20 protein-coding genes are annotated in these 15,614 nt (G+C 67.8%); 11 read left to right on the top strand and 9 right to left on the bottom strand.

Annotation, left to right across the window (positions count from 1 at the left end; translation table 11 throughout):
- The 3 genes from AC2S9W_RS03565 to AC2S9W_RS03555 are packed head-to-tail and all read right to left on the bottom strand — an operon-like array spanning nt 1 to nt 3,462.
- On the bottom strand, nt 1-1,140 hold the full coding sequence (locus AC2S9W_RS03565; protein WP_475283135.1) for an HlyD family secretion protein: 1,140 nt from the start codon (nt 1,138-1,140) through the stop codon (nt 1-3).
- Nucleotides 1,137-2,822, bottom strand: a complete 1,686-nt coding sequence (locus AC2S9W_RS03560) for an MFS transporter (protein WP_067110415.1) — start codon at nt 2,820-2,822, stop codon at nt 1,137-1,139. Before AC2S9W_RS03560 ends, AC2S9W_RS03565 begins: the two co-directional genes overlap by 4 nt.
- Entirely contained in the window at nt 2,815-3,462 is a 648-nt protein-coding gene (locus AC2S9W_RS03555; RefSeq protein WP_212598001.1) for a TetR/AcrR family transcriptional regulator, read from the bottom strand. The genes AC2S9W_RS03560 and AC2S9W_RS03555 overlap by 8 nt, the downstream gene beginning before the upstream one ends.
- 528 nt (nt 3,463-3,990) lie before the next feature.
- Between AC2S9W_RS03555 and AC2S9W_RS03550 the strand changes: the two genes are divergently transcribed.
- The 4 genes from AC2S9W_RS03550 to AC2S9W_RS03535 are packed head-to-tail and all read left to right on the top strand — an operon-like array spanning nt 3,991 to nt 5,879.
- A complete protein-coding gene (locus tag AC2S9W_RS03550) occupies nt 3,991-4,482 on the top strand; it encodes a response regulator transcription factor (protein WP_067186560.1) in 492 nt (163 codons plus the stop codon).
- Nucleotides 4,483-4,540: 58 nt separating this feature from the next.
- On the top strand, nt 4,541-4,921 hold the full coding sequence (locus AC2S9W_RS03545; RefSeq protein WP_486571634.1) for a hypothetical protein: 381 nt from the start codon (nt 4,541-4,543) through the stop codon (nt 4,919-4,921).
- Between the two features lie 26 nt (nt 4,922-4,947).
- Entirely contained in the window at nt 4,948-5,358 is a 411-nt protein-coding gene (locus tag AC2S9W_RS03540; RefSeq protein WP_067186556.1) for a hypothetical protein, read from the top strand.
- A gap of 32 nt (nt 5,359-5,390) precedes the next feature.
- Nucleotides 5,391-5,879: a winged helix DNA-binding protein gene (locus AC2S9W_RS03535; RefSeq protein WP_067186554.1), complete on the top strand. Its 489-nt coding sequence runs from the start codon at nt 5,391-5,393 to the stop codon at nt 5,877-5,879.
- A gap of 19 nt (nt 5,880-5,898) precedes the next feature.
- Here AC2S9W_RS03535 and AC2S9W_RS03530 read toward each other — a convergent pair whose 3' ends face one another.
- The 6 genes from AC2S9W_RS03530 to AC2S9W_RS03505 all read right to left on the bottom strand — a co-directional run bounded on the left by AC2S9W_RS03530 (nt 5,899) and on the right by AC2S9W_RS03505 (nt 11,188).
- Nucleotides 5,899-6,642, bottom strand: a complete 744-nt coding sequence (locus AC2S9W_RS03530; protein WP_241942292.1) for a sigma-70 family RNA polymerase sigma factor — start codon at nt 6,640-6,642, stop codon at nt 5,899-5,901.
- Nucleotides 6,632-8,755: a flagellar biosynthesis protein FlhA gene (gene flhA, locus AC2S9W_RS03525; RefSeq protein WP_486571633.1), complete on the bottom strand. Its 2,124-nt coding sequence runs from the start codon at nt 8,753-8,755 to the stop codon at nt 6,632-6,634. Before flhA ends, AC2S9W_RS03530 begins: the two co-directional genes overlap by 11 nt.
- Nucleotides 8,752-9,573 carry a transglycosylase SLT domain-containing protein gene (locus AC2S9W_RS03520; protein WP_486571632.1) on the bottom strand — a complete coding sequence of 274 codons (822 nt, stop codon included), beginning with the start codon at nt 9,571-9,573 and terminating at the stop codon, nt 8,752-8,754. The genes flhA and AC2S9W_RS03520 overlap by 4 nt, the downstream gene beginning before the upstream one ends.
- A 78-nt stretch (nt 9,574-9,651) precedes the next feature.
- Nucleotides 9,652-9,957, bottom strand: a complete 306-nt coding sequence (locus AC2S9W_RS03515; RefSeq protein WP_286749933.1) for a hypothetical protein — start codon at nt 9,955-9,957, stop codon at nt 9,652-9,654.
- Nucleotides 9,951-10,271, bottom strand: coding sequence for a flagellar biosynthesis anti-sigma factor FlgM (gene flgM / locus AC2S9W_RS03510; RefSeq protein WP_486571631.1), 321 nt, complete (start codon nt 10,269-10,271; stop codon nt 9,951-9,953). Before flgM ends, AC2S9W_RS03515 begins: the two co-directional genes overlap by 7 nt.
- A gap of 410 nt (nt 10,272-10,681) precedes the next feature.
- Nucleotides 10,682-11,188 carry a flagella basal body P-ring formation protein FlgA gene (locus AC2S9W_RS03505; RefSeq protein WP_286749937.1) on the bottom strand — a complete coding sequence of 169 codons (507 nt, stop codon included), beginning with the start codon at nt 11,186-11,188 and terminating at the stop codon, nt 10,682-10,684.
- Between the two features lie 282 nt (nt 11,189-11,470).
- On the opposite strand from AC2S9W_RS03505, the gene flgB reads away from it, so the two are divergent.
- From flgB to AC2S9W_RS03470, 7 genes are read left to right on the top strand one after another with little or no spacing between them, the layout of a single operon-like run.
- On the top strand, nt 11,471-11,827 hold the full coding sequence (flgB, locus tag AC2S9W_RS03500; RefSeq protein WP_067112854.1) for a flagellar basal body rod protein FlgB: 357 nt from the start codon (nt 11,471-11,473) through the stop codon (nt 11,825-11,827).
- Nucleotides 11,824-12,231, top strand: a complete 408-nt coding sequence (gene flgC / locus AC2S9W_RS03495) for a flagellar basal body rod protein FlgC (protein WP_067112841.1) — start codon at nt 11,824-11,826, stop codon at nt 12,229-12,231. The genes flgB and flgC overlap by 4 nt, the downstream gene beginning before the upstream one ends.
- A gap of 3 nt (nt 12,232-12,234) precedes the next feature.
- On the top strand, nt 12,235-12,549 hold the full coding sequence (locus tag AC2S9W_RS03490) for a flagellar hook assembly protein FlgD (RefSeq protein ID WP_067112837.1): 315 nt from the start codon (nt 12,235-12,237) through the stop codon (nt 12,547-12,549).
- Between the two features lie 4 nt (nt 12,550-12,553).
- Nucleotides 12,554-13,384 carry a flagellar hook protein FlgE gene (locus AC2S9W_RS03485; RefSeq protein WP_067112834.1) on the top strand — a complete coding sequence of 277 codons (831 nt, stop codon included), beginning with the start codon at nt 12,554-12,556 and terminating at the stop codon, nt 13,382-13,384.
- Nucleotides 13,385-13,416: 32 nt separating this feature from the next.
- Nucleotides 13,417-14,160 carry a flagellar basal body rod protein FlgF gene (locus AC2S9W_RS03480; protein WP_067112831.1) on the top strand — a complete coding sequence of 248 codons (744 nt, stop codon included), beginning with the start codon at nt 13,417-13,419 and terminating at the stop codon, nt 14,158-14,160.
- Nucleotides 14,161-14,172: 12 nt separating this feature from the next.
- On the top strand, nt 14,173-14,961 hold the full coding sequence (gene flgG, locus AC2S9W_RS03475; RefSeq protein WP_067112820.1) for a flagellar basal-body rod protein FlgG: 789 nt from the start codon (nt 14,173-14,175) through the stop codon (nt 14,959-14,961).
- Entirely contained in the window at nt 14,942-15,601 is a 660-nt protein-coding gene (locus tag AC2S9W_RS03470; protein ID WP_067112817.1) for a flagellar basal body L-ring protein FlgH, read from the top strand. The genes flgG and AC2S9W_RS03470 overlap by 20 nt, the downstream gene beginning before the upstream one ends.
- Nucleotides 15,602-15,614: the final 13 nt, after the last annotated feature.

Below are 15,614 nucleotides of genomic sequence, written 5' to 3'. Positions count from 1 at the left end.
TCACGGTCGCCCCGTATGCACGGTCGCGACGACCGACATGCCGGGGCCGAGCCGCTTGCTCAGCGCCTGGCCGTCGTCGATGCGGATGCGCACCGCGATGCGCTGCGGCACCTTGACGAAATTGCCCGATCCGGTGTCGGGTTTGATGATGCTGAACTCGCTGCCCGCGGCGGGGGCGATGCGCTCGACATGCCCCTTCAGCTTCGCGCCGCCGAGCGCGTCGATGCGCAGCGTCGCGGACTGGCCGACGCGGATGTTGGCGGTCTGCGCCTCCTTGAAATTGGCGACGACCCAGTGACGCTCGGGAACCAGATACATCAGCTGCGTGCCCGGGCTGACGAGCTGGCCGACGCGCACGCTCACCTCGCTGAGGCGCCCGTCGCGCGGGGCGCGGATGGCGCTGTTCTGCAGGTCGATACCGGCGAGCTCGCGCTGCGCCTTAGCATTGGCGACGCCCGCTTCCAGTCCGCCGCGCCCGACGCCGACCGAGCGCAGCTGCTCGGCGGCGATCGCGCGCTGCGCCTCTGCCTGGCGGACGGCCGCCTCGGCCTGGCGGAGCGCGGCGAGCGTCTGGTCGCGCTCGCGCAGCGACACCGATCCGGCGTCGACCAGCTCGTTCACGCGCCGCATGTCGGCCTGGGCGCGGGCGAACTGCGCACGCGCGCTCGCTGTCGCGGCGTCCTGAAGCCGCACCTGCGCCTCGGCCGAGCGCAGGCTCTGCGCGCTGTTGTCGAGGTTCGCCGATTGCGCGGCGACGCTCGCGGCGCCCTGCGCGACGCGCTCGCGATAGATGCGGTCGTCGATGCGGACGAGCAGCTGCCCCGCCTTCACCCGCTCGAAATCCTGCACCAGCACCTCGGTGACATAGCCGCCGACCTGCGGCGCGATGATCGTCGTCTGGCCGCGGACATAGGCGTTGTCGGTGGTCTGGCTGGCCGGGCGGAAGGGCGGCAGACCCCAGGCGTAGAGGATGGCGAGCGCGCCGACCAGCACGAGGCTGCCGAACAGCAGGATGCGGCCGCGCGACTGCTCGGGTTTCCAGCCCTCTTCGGGCGGCGCGGCGGGCGCCGCGGGTTCGTTGGCCGGCGGCGGCGCGGTGGGCGCCTCCGCCGGCGCGGGCGTTTTCGGGTCGTCGGTCATAGGTTGGCAGCCCTCATCTTCTGCAATGCCTCGAGCTCGGCGGCGAGCGGATTGTGGCCGCGCCGCCGGTCGTAGACCCAGCGCGCGAGCATGATCAGGAACGCGATCCCCGCCAGCGATCCGATCACGAAGAACACGTCGTTGAAGGCGAGGATGGTCGCCTCGCGCGCCGCCTCGCGCACCACCTGCGACGCGGCGGTCGCGCTGCGCAGCGCCGGGTCGGAAATGCTGCCGGTCAGGCCGGCGGCGATCGTCTCGATGCCGCGCGCAAGGTCGGGGTTGGTCGTCGCCAGCGTCTGGCCCAACGTCATCAGGTGCGCCTTGGTGCGCAGCGTGTGGAAGGCCGACAGCGCCGCCACCCCGGCGAGCCCGCCCAGCGTCTGCGACAGGCTGAACACGCCGACGAAGCTGACGAGATAGGACGGTCCCTTGGTCAGCGCGCGCAGCAGCCCCTCCATCAGCATCGGTCCCATGAAATAGACCGCCGCGAAGGCGATCGCGGCTTGCGAGAAATAAAGATTCACGGGGCCGGTGCGCAGTCCCGAATGGGTGTCGAGCCAGGCGCCGACCGCGATCACGCCGAGCGAGACGAGCGTCGGGCGGCGCAGGTCGGTGGGATCGAGCCGCGCGATCGCGAGCAGGGCGCCGAGCAGCGTCGCGGCGGTGAGCACGACATAATAGGTGACGAGCTGGTCGTTCACCAGCCCCACCGTCGAGAGAAGGCCGGTGGCGCCGAAATTCTGCTCGGAGGTCAGCACGCGCACCAGCGCCCCGGTGAGCGCGAATTTGACGAGATCGCGGCTTCCCATCCAGCGCGTCTGCAGCATCGGATTGGCGCGGTAATGCTCGATCAGGAAGGCGAAGCCGATCAGCACCACCGCCGCCGCAAGTGCGCCGCCCAGCCACGGCGTCGACCACCACTGGATGCGACCCTGGACAAGGAAGGCGCACAGCAGCCCGACCCCGACCGCGAGCATCGGAAAGGTGACGAGGTCGAGCTTCTCGAACGAGCGCATCGTCTCGCCGGGCGGCAGATGGAGGATGTTGACGAGCCCGACGGCGACGAGCGACAGCGCGAACTGAAAGACGAACAGGTTGGCGATGTCGCCGTCGGCGAGCAGCAGCGGCGACATCGCGCGCGCCAGCGGCACCGCGACCTGCGTCAGCCCGATCGCGAGCAGGAAGCCCGCGATGCGCAGCTTCTGCGGCAGGCCCTGCATCATGTAGAAGGCGGCGAGCGTCGACAGCCCGCTCGCCGCGATCCCCGACACGCCGCGCGCCACGAGTTCCATGCGATAGCCCGCGTCGAACAGCTGCACGAAATTGGCGATCAGCAGCGCGATCATCACCGCGCGCACGAAACGCTGGATGCCGAACTGCTGGCGCGACTTGTAGAGCAGGATGCTCATGCACGCGTTGGTCATGTTGTAGGCGACCGTCACCCAGCCGGCGTCGACCGGGGTCAGGTCGAGATGTCCCTGCATCGCGGTCAGGTTGGCGATCAGCAGCCCGTTCTGGAAGCCGCCGACGATCGCGAGATAGAGGCCGATCAGCAGATAGAAGATCTGGCGGCGCAGCGGATGGTCGGGCGACGCGGGCGATCCCGGCATCAGCGGGCGCTCGTGCGGCTTGAAGACATAGCCGCCGGCGGGCGGCGCGGGCGGGGCGGCGGGCTCAGCCATGGCGGAGCCGCGGCTCGATCAGCGTTGCGTAGAGCGCGGCGCGGAAATCATTGTCGTTGGCGAGTTGCGGCGCAAAGCCGGCAAGCATCTCGCGCCGTACGACGCTGACCGCGACGCCATAGGCGAAGCTGAGGAGGAACATTTCGGGGACCGGGGTGGCGATCCGCCCGGTCTCGTTCGCGCGCCGGATCAGCGGCAGGAAATGATCGAGCAGCGGGCGCGAGACATGGTCGAACACCCAGGCGGCGCGTTCCGGATCGTGGCCGGCGTCGCGCAGCAGGAAGCGCGGGACGGTCTCGTTGGCGCAATAGAGGTCGACGAGCGCCTCCATCGACGCGGCGAGGGGCGAAGCGGCCGCGCTCGCCTTGGCCGCCGCGGTGCGGCGCAGCATGTCCATCTTTCCCGCGCCGACCGCCTCAACCACCGCCTTCCACAGGCTGAGCTTCGACCCGAAGCGATAGGCGATCATCGCGGGATCGACGCCCGCGTCGGCCGCGATGTCGCGCAGCGCGGCGGCGTCGAAGCCGAGGTCGGCGAAACGCCGCAGCGCGGCTCGCCGGATCGTCCGTTCGGTGTCGCCGCGGTCGGCGGGCCGGCGCCCGCGGCGCGACGCCGCGCCTGTCGTTGCTGCTCCATGCATCGATCGGGAACCTTCTCGCTGGCCGCATCGTTCCGATAGCGTGATCCGTGGATTAATTCAACAAGTGATGAAATAAGCGGCGGAATCGGAATAGCGGTGGTGTCAGCGGGGGCATTTCGAACTCTATGCGGCCATTCGATCGCCCCTCCCGCTTGCGGGCGGGGCGGGGGTGGACCGGCACCGTTGCGGTTGCCCAACCCGCTGCGGCCAGAGTCTGATGACATTGACCGATCTACCTCGTCATTGCGAGCGGAGCGAAGCAATCCAGAGCGGTGTAAACCACCCTGGATTGCTTCGCTCCGCTCGCAATGACGATTCCAACTCACATCATCATGCACTAGCGAACGAGTTCGCGAGCCTCGCTGCCCCTCCTGCAGGCGGGTGGGAGACGATGTTCGGCAGTCCCATGCAAAATGATTTCACTGTCGCGGCGTGCCATCGGTTGATATGGCGGCGCGTGTCGGACCATGTAACGGTGACATCCGCGAGTCGCGGCCCGCCAAACTTGATTTCGGGACCCGATGCTCTATGCACGGCGCCGTGCAGGGCGACCCCGACAATTACATCAGCCTCCTTTCTGCCGCGCAAATCGAAACGTTGCGGCACGTTTTCGAGCACAAAAATTCCAAGGAAATTGCGCGGCTGATGAACGTATCGCCGCACACCGTCGATGAACGGGTTCGACGATCGCTAAGAAAGCTCAATGTTTCCAATAGGATAGAGGCGGCGACCATCCTGGCGCGTAACGGTGTCTTCGGTCAGGTTACTCCCTATCAGCCTTTGACATATCAATTGGACGACCTAGGCGATGGTCCGCCCCCCGCCGATGCGGGACCGGGGCGCAGTCGGCTTTGGCGGATATTCGATATCGGCACGCCGTTTCCCACCGCGTCCCAGCCGGCCAACCGGCATGGGTTGATGGAAAGGATCATCTGGCCGATCCTGATCGCCTTGGCGACCATATTGGCCTTTTCCGCCCTCTATTCGATCCTTGTCGGCCTCGGCCGGGTTCTGACCTGATGTCGAACCGAATGCTGCGGGGGGGTCCGTCGGCATTCTCTTTCAAGGACCAAAGATCATGCTGAACGAACGCCTTTCCGCAGCGCAGAAGATAGCCGCCGAGCTGCACGGGGCCGAAGACGCGATCGACGAAACGATGATCCGCATCGCCCAGCTCGCCGCGACGCTGCCCGCGGCGCGCCGCGAAACCAACATGTCGGCGATCGTCGGCCAGGAAGCGGTGGCGAAGATCGCCAACGCGCTCGCCGCCGCGGGGGAGGTTCGCCAGCTGCTGATCGACGCCCACCAGGCGCTGACCGTGACGCAGAAGCAGGTCGGCCTCGGCACCCGCATGTTCGGTGCCGGGGTGAAGCCCGCCAGCGCGACGCTGGTCGACGAGGGCGCCGGCGGCGCGGCGGATGCCGACGTCGTGGCGCTGCCGCTCGCCCGGGCGTCGTGAGTCCGGCGCAGGGTTGACGAGGTCCCATGGGGTCCGTGGCGCTCTATTATGCCGTTCTGCTCATCACGGTGGCCGTCGCGGTTCGACGCGGCGGTCCCCTTGAACGCGGGGCAGCCTATACGGCATTGATCGCCTCGGTCCTCACCAGTCTTGTCGCGCCCGCCCCGACCTGGACGAGCATCGAATATAATATCTTCTTCATCGACGTGCTGGTTCTGCTGAGCTTCTGGTTCATAGCCTTGAAGACGCAGCGTTTCTGGCCCTACTGGATCACCGGATGGCAGTTGATCGCCATTTTCGGCCATATCCAGAAGATGATGTTTCCGGAGATATTGGCGCGGCCCTATTCGCTGCTTTCGATCTACATATCCTACCCGATCCTGCTTCTGATCCTTTATGCATCGGGTTCGTCCAGACGGAGCGAGGTTGCGGCCTGACGGGATGAATCCCAGAGGGTGGATGGCATCGCATGCAGCAATTCTCGAACCATGACATTGCCGAGCTGCGCTCGCGCATCGACCAGATCCATGCGCTTCTCGCCGCACGCGGCCCTGAGGCGGATGACGGTCCAGACGCGCCGACGGCGGCCGCGGCGAATGTCCGGCTGCTCGACCAGCTGGCCTTTCACATCCAGATCCGGCGGCTGCGCAAGGGGCACTTCGGCGACGAACCGCTTTCGGGGCCGACGTGGGACATGATGCTCGACCTGATGGTCGCGCAGACGAGCGGACGCAATCTGAGCGCCAGCGACCTCGCCACCGGCGCCGGGGTGCCGCTGTCGTCGGGACTGCGGATGATCGCGGCGCTCGAACGGCTCGGCCTCGCGCACCGTTCGATCGACGATCGCGACCGCCGCCGGTCGCTCGTTCGGCTGACCGAGAAGGGCATCGAGCGGATGGCGAGCTATTTCGAGGAGATCGCGCTCATCCGGCAGACGCGCCGGACCATCGCGATGTGACGCGCGCTCCGCGCGCCGCTCATTCGGTGCGCGCGCGCATCATCGCTTCGATCTTCGCCATCGCGTCGCGCTTGATCTGGCAGACCCGCGCGGCGCTGACGTCGAGCGTCCGGCCGATTTCCTGCAGGTTCAGCTCCTCGAAGAAATAGAGTTGCAGCACCATCTGCTCGCGCTCGTTCAGCGCGGCGATGCAGTCGCGCAGCGCGGCGAGCAGGTCGCCCCGCTCGCACAGTTCGCCTGTCGCCAACGCGTCGTCGGCGATCAGGACGCTCCCAGCCTCCATCATCTCGTCGAGCGAGGCGGAGCGGCGCTGCGCCGCATTCTGTTCGAACATGAAATATTCCTCCGCCGTCATGTCGAACGCCGCCGCCATTTCGGCGGTCGTCGGCGCGCGCATATATTGCTGTTCGAGCGCCGCGCGCATCGCGCGCAGCCGCTTGTTGGCGACCATCGCCGACCGGCCGACATCGGCCTCGCGCCGCAGCTGGTCGATCATCGCGCCGCGGATCCGCGTCGTCGCATAGGTGGCAAAGGCATAGCCGCGCTCCTCATAGTGCCGGCTCGCCTCGATCAGCGCGATCAGCCCGGTCTGGATCAGGTCCTCCAGCTCGTTCGTCCGCGCCACGCGCGAAAAGACCTGCCAGGCAATCTTGCGCACCAGCGGCGCATATTCCTCGACCAGCGCCTCGACGCTGCCCAGGTAGGCGTGCGGACGCAGCGGCTGCGCCGACCCGGCGAAGTGGGCGGCGGGCTCAATCCTCATGCTGGTGCTCCTCCATCGCTGCGGCGGAATCGCCGGTCAGGCGCGGCACTTCGGCGCCGATCGTCGCGACGATCTCGGTCGCCTTGTTCGCCGGGATTTCGAGGTAGGAAATGACGGCGACGTCGGGGAAGGTCGCGCGCACCAGCCGCGACAGCGCCGACCGGCACAGCGGCGAGGCGACGAGCGCGAAGCTGCGCGTCGACAGCAGCAGCGGTTCGACCGCCTGCCCGATCTGCTCGATGATCTTCATCGCCATGCCGTGCTCGAACGGCCATTCGGCGCCGGGGTTGGCGCGCACCGACTGGTTGAGCAGCATCTCGACGTCGGGGCTGAAAGTGACGACGGGCAGGGGCATGCGCGATGGCACGATCGTCTGGACGATCAGCGCGCCGATGCGCTGGCGCACCGCCTCGACCAGCTCGACGTCGCCGAGCTGCTGGCCGGCGAGCGCGACCATCGCCTCGGCGATCTTGCGGAAGTCGCGCAGCGGCACGCGCTCGACGAGCAGCGCCTTGCACAGCGCCGCGACGCGCGGCAGCGCATAGCCCTGCGGACAGAGATTCTGCGCCAGCTGCGGATAATGTGCCTTCAGATGGTCGATCAGCGCCTGCGCGTCGTCGATGCCGAACAGCTCGGCCGCCGATGCGATGATGCTGTTGTTGAGATGCGTGGCGACGACGGTTGCCGGATCGACGACGGTATAGCCCGCCGCGATCGCGTCGTTCTGCGACGCTTTGGGAATCCACAGCGCGTCGAGCCCGAAGGTCGGGTCCTTGCACGGCCGTCCGGCGACCTTGGTGACGAGGTCGCCCGAATCGAGCGCGAGCATCTCGTGCGGGAACACCTCGTCCTCGCCGACGATCACCCCGGCGATCGAGATGCGATAGGCGTTGCCGGGCAGCGACAGGTCGTCCGTGACCTTCACCGCGGGAACGACGAAACCCAGTTCGCGGGACAGCTGGCGGCGGATGCCGGTGATCCGGCCCATCAGCGGCGCGCCCTTGCGGTCGTCGACCAGCGCGACGAGCGCATAGCCGATCTCGAGCTGGCACGGCCCGATGTCGCTGACGTCGGCCCATTCGATGTGGTGCGGGTCGGGTGCAGGCGCCGCGGGGGGCGGCGCGGCCTCGGCCTCGGCGGCGGTGCGGCGCATCTGCCAGCCGATCGCGAAGGCCAGCGTCGACGCGGGCAGGATCAGCATCTGCGGCATCGCGGGGACGAGGCCGAGGATGAACAGGATGCCGCCGACCGCCATCCAGACGTGCGGCGAGGCAAACTGGCTGCCGATCTGGCCCGACAGGTCATGCGGCGAGGCGACGCGGGTGACGATCGCGGCGGCGGCGATCGACAGCAGCAGCGCCGGGATCTGCGCGACCAGCGCGTCGCCGATCGCCAGCGTGACATAGGTGGCGCCGGCTTCCGAAAAGCTGAGCCCGTGGCTCGACATGCCCAGGATCAGCCCGCCGACGATGTTGACGAACAGGATCAGCAGGCCGGCGACCGCGTCGCCCTTCACGAATTTCGAGGCGCCGTCCATCGAGCCATAGAAATCGGCCTCGGTCGCGACCTCCTGCCGGCGCGCCTTGGCTTCGTCGGGGGTCAGCAGCCCGGCGTTGAGGTCGGCGTCGATCGCCATCTGCTTGCCGGGCAGCGCGTCGAGGGTGAAGCGCGCCGACACTTCGGACACGCGCCCCGCGCCCTTGGTGATGACGACGAGGTTGATGATCATCAGCACGACGAAGACGAACAGGCCGACGACATAGTCGCCGCCGATCAGCACCCGGCCGAAGGCCTCGATGACGTGGCCGGCGGCGGCCGTCCCCTCGTGCCCGTGGACGAGCACCACGCGCGTCGAGGCGACGTTGAGCGCGAGGCGGAACAGCGTCGCGAGCAGCAGCACCGTCGGGAAGGAGGAGAAATCGAGCGGCTTCGACGCCGACAGCGCGACCATCAGGATCGCGAGGCTGATCATGATGTTGCCGATGAAGCTGATGTCGAGGATCGTCGGCGAGACCGGGATCACCATCAGCGCGACGAGCACCAGCATCGCCACCGGCAGCGCGGCGGCGCCAGCCATGCGGCCCGCCTGGCGCAGGTCGAAACCGGCGATCATGCCGCGCCTCCCAGCGAGGCGAGGCGCCGATAGGTGCGCGCGGCGAAGTCCATCGACAGTTTCTGGGGCATCGGTTCGATATCCATCATGGGCAGCGGCGCCCGGCCGCCTTCGACGCCCGCCGAGCGGGCCATACGGAGTTGCCAGGCGGGCGCGGCGGCGGGCCCGGCGGGAAGCGCGGCGGGGCCGCCGTCCTCGTCGAGCTTGGCGCGGAAGCGTTCGCGTATCTCGCCCAGGCTGCGCATGCTGCCGTCGCCGGCATAGAAGACCGAGCGGTTGGCGGCGGCCGCCTCGGGCAGCATCGTCGCGCCGGGCTGATCGGGGTTCGCCTCCCACGCGGCGAGGAAGCGCACCGCGCCCGCGCTGCCGAGGAAATGGGCGAGGTAGAGGTCGACGGGCTCGGCGCTGCGGCCGAGCCGTCCCTCGATGGCGGCGCGATTGTCGGCGGTCAGCGCCGCCGCCATGCTCGACGCCGCGGCGGGATCATCGCGCAGGTCGAAGATTTGCTGGCGAAGCGCGGGATCGGCGACGAAGAAGCGCCCAGCGCCGTCCTGGCCGATCGCGCCCGCCGCCCAGTCGAGCCCGTGCCCGGCGCCGTGCCGGCGCAGCGTCGCGAGCCACGTCTGCTTGGTGAACTGGAACAGCCCGCGCGCCGACGAGGTCGATGCCCGGGCGGTCGGGTTGAAGCGGCTTTCGACGCGCGCGACGTCGACCAGATAGTCGAAATCGACCCCCGTGCGCGCCGAGGCGCTGTGCATCGCATCCATGACGGGAAGCGGGCTTCCGGTCGAGGGCAGGGAGGAATTGATAGACGTCATGCTGTCGGTTCCGCTGGTTCGCGAAACCTGAAGCAATCATCGTGCCATTTTTATAAATGGCCGTGTATTATATGGTTATCAATAGGTTAGGGCCGCGCCCTGCGCCGCCATGCCACGGATTGCATGGTTTCTGTCAATCCTCTGACGCGTCCAGTTCTTCAGGATGTTGACGCGGATCGCCGCCGCTTCGAGCTGGCCGAGCGTCCGCGTGATCAGCAGGCGCGCGCGTTGTTCGGCGCCCGCCGGGATCGTGCCGTTGCGGAACAGGATGACCGCGGTCGCCAGCGCCTCCGACGCGGCGATGATCGCGCCGGGGTCCTGCCCGTCAAGCGCTTCGACCAGCGCGTCGAGCCGCGCCTGCATCTCGTCCATCTGCATCAGCATGACGTATCCTGGCGCTGGTGGAAATCGAGTATCGCGCCCGCGATGGCGCCGGGATCGACCGTGTAGCGACCGTCGGCGATCGCGCTGCGCAGCGCGGCGACGCGTTCGGCGTCGACCGGCGCGTCCTGCCCCGCGAGGTCGCGGGCGAGCCCGGCGAGGCGCGTGACGGGAAGCGATTCGGACGCGGGACGGACGGATGCCGGTGCCTGCGTCGCAGCAGGCGCGCTGCCGCCGATGCTGCGCGCGGTGCCGATGCGGACAACGCCGCCGACCTGCAGCCCGATCTTGCTGTCACCCGACATCTTCGCCTCCATCCTGTGCCGCCGAAAAAGCGACGGAACCGTCTGTGCCTGTCTTAACGGCGAGCGCGGCGACGGATTAAGCGGAAGTTGTGAAAAAGTTAAAAAAGGACCGGCCCGTCGGATGCGTCGGGTCGGTGACGCAGGGACCAAGGCCGGTGTCACACCGCTCCGGGTCCCGTCTGCGCGGAGACACGTCATGTGTCATCCAGAGAAGACCCTGAACTTGTTTGGCGTTTATACCCTTGAGACAGGGACGCTGGTGATCCCCGGCGAAAGCCGGGGTTCATGCGAGGCAGGCGCACGTAGCTGGACCCCGGCTTTCGCCGGGGAACGCTCACTTGTCGGAAGGGGATAATTGCCAAACGAGTTCAGCATGACGAAGGCGCAGGCCCGCCTGTGGAAAGGCCGAATCCCCCCGGGGCCTAGTCGGCGAGGCGGGCGCGGCCGGGGCCGGTGACGACGGCACTCAACATGCTCTTGGCATCGGTGCCGCGCAGCGCGATCGCTTCGCCGACGCGGCCGTCCTCGGCGGCGACCGCGGTATAAGCGATCGAGAAGCTTTCGGTGTCGATCGAGACGCGGACATGATCGCCGCGGCGGATCGCCGGCGCGGCGGCGGCGGGCCGGACGCTTTGCGCCGCGATCGGCATGGCGCCCGCCGGCCCCGTCATCGGCACGCGCAGCCGCCAGCCGAGCGAGGGACAGCGGACCGCGAGCGTCTGGCTGTCGATCGCGGTGATCGACGCCTGCTCGGGACAGCGGGCCAGCTTGATGCGGCGATCGATCGGGGCGGCGCTGCGGCCCATCGCGTTCGCCACCATCGCGGTGAGCGTGTCGATCGTCTGCCAGTCCTCGGTCGCCTGCTGCGCGCTCGCGGCCGGGATCGCGGCCAGTGCGAGCGCCAGGCCCGCCATCGTCTTCCCCTGCATGACCCATCTCCTTCGTCGGTCCCAAAATGCTGGCCCCGCGCGGTGCAGGAAGCGTGCCAAGGACGCACTGCCGCGCTTTCCCGCGCCCGCCGCGCCGCCGCCGTCAAACTTTTGACGAGCCGCCGCGCCGGGCACGGCCGGCCACCGAAACCTTCGCTCAGGCGTTTGAAAAATGGCCGTAATCGGGAATTGGCATGGGCATTGCATCATGTCCTGCGTGTTTTTCCGCATGTCGTGCCGGTCCGTCCGGTTCGAACGGCAGGCGGCGAAAGAAGGATGATGATGATGGCTTCGGAAAAGCTTTTCGGCCTGCATGCGACGGCGCTTCAGCTGCGCAGCCAGCGCATGATGCTGATCGCGTCGAACATCGCCAACGCCGCGACGCCCAATTACAAGGCGCGCGACCTCGATTTCTCCAAGGCACTCGACCTCGCGCAGCAGCAGGGCGGGTCGGCCGGGCAGGCGCTCGAAGGCGCGGTCGCCTATCGCGTGCCGGTGCAGTCGTCGCTCGACGGCAACACCGTCGAGATGGCGACCGAGCAGACCGCCTTCGCCGAAAATGCGCTCGCCTACCGCTCCAGCCTCGCGTTCCTGCAGGGCCGCATCGGCACGCTGACGCGCGCGCTGAAGGGCGAATGACGATGAGCGGCTTTTCGATCTTCGACATCAGCGGGCGTGCGATGTCGGCGCAACTCGTCCGGCTCAACACCACCGCGTCGAACCTCGCCAATGCGGGGACCGTCGCGGGCAGCGAGACCTCGGCCTTCCGGTCGATGAAGCCGGTGTTCCGCACCGTGATGGACGACGCCGGCCGCGCGACGGTGCAGGTCGATCAGGTCGCGACGTCGAAGATGGCGCCGACGAAGCGGTACGACCCGAACAATCCGCTCGCCGACAAAGACGGCAACGTCTGGGAAGCCGCGGTCGATAGCGCCGCCGAACTGGTCGAGATGGTCGAGACCGCCCGCCAGTATCAGAACAATGTCCAGGTCCTCGAAACCGCAAAGGGCCTGATCAACGAAACGCTGCGGTTGGGACAATAAGCGATGACCAGCACCTCTGCCGTCAACGGAAGCAATATCGCCGTCGTGCCGAAGAACAGCGGCACCCAGCTCGGCCAGCAGGATTTCCTGCGGCTGATGACCGCGCAACTGTCGCAGCAGGACCCGTTCAACCCGGTCGACAACCAGCAGATGGTCGCCCAGATGGCGCAATTCTCCAGCCTGGCCGGGATCAGCGAGACCAACACGACGCTGAAGAGCATCGCCGACCAGCTCGGCGCGCAGACCGCGCTGCTCAAGGACATCAAGGCGGCCCAGATCGCCGCGACCCCCACCACGCAATCCACGCAGGAAGGATAAGAGCATGTCATTCTATACGTCGCTTTCGGGCCTCAAGGGCGCCCAGACCGACATGTCGGTCATCTCGAACAACATCGCCAACGCCAGCTCGACCGGCTTCAAGCGCAGCCGCGCGCAGTTCGGCGACCTGTTCGCCTCGTCGCCGACCCAGTCGACGCGCATGGTCGCGGGCCAGGGCCAGCGCCTCAACGGCATCATCCAGCAGTTCACCCAGGGCACACTCGAGGCGAGCGAGAAGACGCTCGACCTGGCGATCGCCGGCGAGGGCATGTTCGTCGTCAAGGGCGAGCCGCCGCGCGAGCAGGTGAGCTATACCCGCAACGGATCCTTCACGCCGACCGACGACGGGCATATCGTCGACACGACAGGGCAGAAGCTGCAGCTGCTGCCGGTCGACGCCAATGGCGAGGTAACCGATCGCACGCTCGGCGGCATGACCGACATGATCCTGCCGACGGGTGCTCCTTCGGATCCCACCGCGTCGCTGGTCAACATCTCGATCGGGCTCGACGGGCTCGTCACCGCGACCTTCGCCAATGGCGAGGACCAGATGCTCGGCAAGGTGGCGATGGCGACCTTCCCCTCGATGGAAGGGCTGCGGCCGATCGGCGACGCGCATTACCAGTCGACGGGCGAAAGCGGCCAGCCGACGATCGACGCCGCGACCAACGGCCCGATGGGGACGATCCGCTCGGGCGCGCTCGAACGGTCGAACGTCGACATCACCGAGGAACTGGTGCTGCTGATCGCGGCGCAGCGCAACTTCCAGGCGAACGCCAAGGCGATCGAGGGCGCGTCGACGCTGACGCAGACCCTGATCAACATGCGGTCCTGACGCCGCCGTCGCCGCCTGCCGGGAACTGATCCATGGACCGCCTCATCTATACCAGCCTCACCGCGATGCGGGGCAGCATGGCCCGGCAGACGGCGATCGCGAACAACCTCGCCAATGTGCAGACCCCGGGCTTCCGGGGCGAGATGGCCGAGGCGCAGAGCCTGTGGCTGCACGGCGCCGGTTTCGACGCGCGCGCCATGGCGTCCGAAGAGGTGGTCGGCGCCGACATGCGCGCCGGCACCATCGCGGCGACGGGGCGCGACCTCGACATCGCGATGCAGGGCGACGCGATGCTGGTGGTCCAGGCGCCCGACGGCGAACAGGCCTATACGCGGCGCGGCGACCTCCAGCTTTCGCCGAGTGGCCTGCTGACCACCGGCGACAATCATCCGGTGCAGGGCGCACAGGGTCCGATCACCCTGCCGCCCGCCGATTCGGTGAAGATCGACGCCGAAGGGCGCATCTGGGTCGTGCCCGCGGGCGGCGACCCCGAAAACCCGCAGGAAATCGACCGGCTGCGGCTCGCGACCCCCGCGGGGTCGGAGATCGTCAAGGGACTCGACGGCCTGTTCCGTGTGCGCGGCGGCGGCATCCTGCCCGACGATCCGGAGGCGCGCGTCGTCACCCGTTCGCTCGAAGGATCGAACGTCACCGCCACCGCCGCGCTCGTCGAGATGATCGAGGCGAGCAAGCAGTGGGATTCGCAACTCAAGCTGATCAGCGACGCGCGCGACATGGATAGCGCGACCGCCAACCTGATGCAGCTCCCCCGTTAAAGGAGACAGACGATGAGCTTCGGTGCCTTGCACGTCGCGCGAACCGGGCTGGATGCCCAGAGCTTTCGCATGCAGGTGATCGCGAACAACCTCGCGAACGTGAACACCACCGGCTTCAAGCGCGACCGCGCCAATTTCGAGACGCTGGGCTATCAGATGATGACCCAGCCGGGGGCGCCCTCCTCGTCGGAGAACCGCTATGCGGTCGGGCTCAACCTCGGCACCGGGGTCGAGCTCAGCGGCACCGCGCGCATCGACACGCAGGGCACGCTGAACGCCACCGGCAACGCGCTCGACATGGCGATCGAGGGCGCGGGCTTCTTTCAGGTCCAGCTTCCCGACGGACGCACCGGCTATACGCGCGCGGGCAATTTCTCGATGGCCGCCGACGGCACCATCGTGACCTCCGACGGCAAGCCGCTGCAGCCGCAGATCCAGGTGCCCGAGGATGCGACCGGCATCTCGGTCGCCGCCGACGGCACCGTGTCGGCGACCGTCCCCGGCCAGGCCGAGGCCACCGAGCTCGGCCGGATCGAGATCGCGCGCTTCGTCAACCCGTCGGGCCTGCAGGCGATCGGCGACAATATCCTGGTCGAAACCCAGGCCTCTGGCGCGCCGCAGGTCGGCGCCGCGGGCGAGGAGGGGCGCGGCATCCTGCGCGCGCAGATGCTCGAGGGATCGAACGTCAATGTCGTCGAGGAACTCGTCGACATGATCGAGACGCAGCGCGCCTACGAGGTCAATTCGAAGATGATCCAGGCCACCGACGAGATGATGAAAAATGCGACGCAGACTCTCTAGCGCGCTGATCCTGCTGGTCGCGGCGCTGCCCGTCGCGGCGGCGGCGAAGGACCGGGTTCCGGAGGACGCCTTCGCGCCCACCGCGCCCGTGCCGCCGCCTGCCGCGCCGGCCAACGGCGCGATCTTTCAGGGCGGCTATGTCGCGCTCACCTCTGGCGGGCGGGCGGGGCGCGTCGGCGACATCGTCACCATCCAGCTCGTCGAGCGCACCATCGCGTCGAAGAGCAACGCCGCCGGCACCCAGCGCGGTGGCAGCATCGGCCTGTCGCCGCCGTCGACCGGTCCGCTGTCGCTGTTCAACCCGAGCGACATCGGCATGGGCGGCGACCAGGCGTTCAAGGGCAAGGGCGAGGCATCGCAGTCGAACCAACTCGCGGGCGAGATCAGCGTGACGATCGCCGAAGTCTATCCGAACGGCACGATGCTGGTGAAAGGCGAAAAGCTGCTCACCCTCAATCGCGGCGACGAGCGGGTCCAGATCTCGGGCATCGTCCGCGCGATCGACATCGGCCCCGACAACCGTATCGCATCGACCCGCGTCGCCGACGCCAACATCCGATATGTCGGCAAGGGAGAGATTGCGCGCGCCAGCAAGCAAGGCTGGCTGCAGCGCTTCTTCTCCATCATCAGCCCCTTTTAAGCGTGAAGGAACC

Source organism: Sphingopyxis sp. 550B (assembly GCF_057401805.1).
This window is presented reverse-complemented; position numbering and strand designations above follow the sequence as displayed.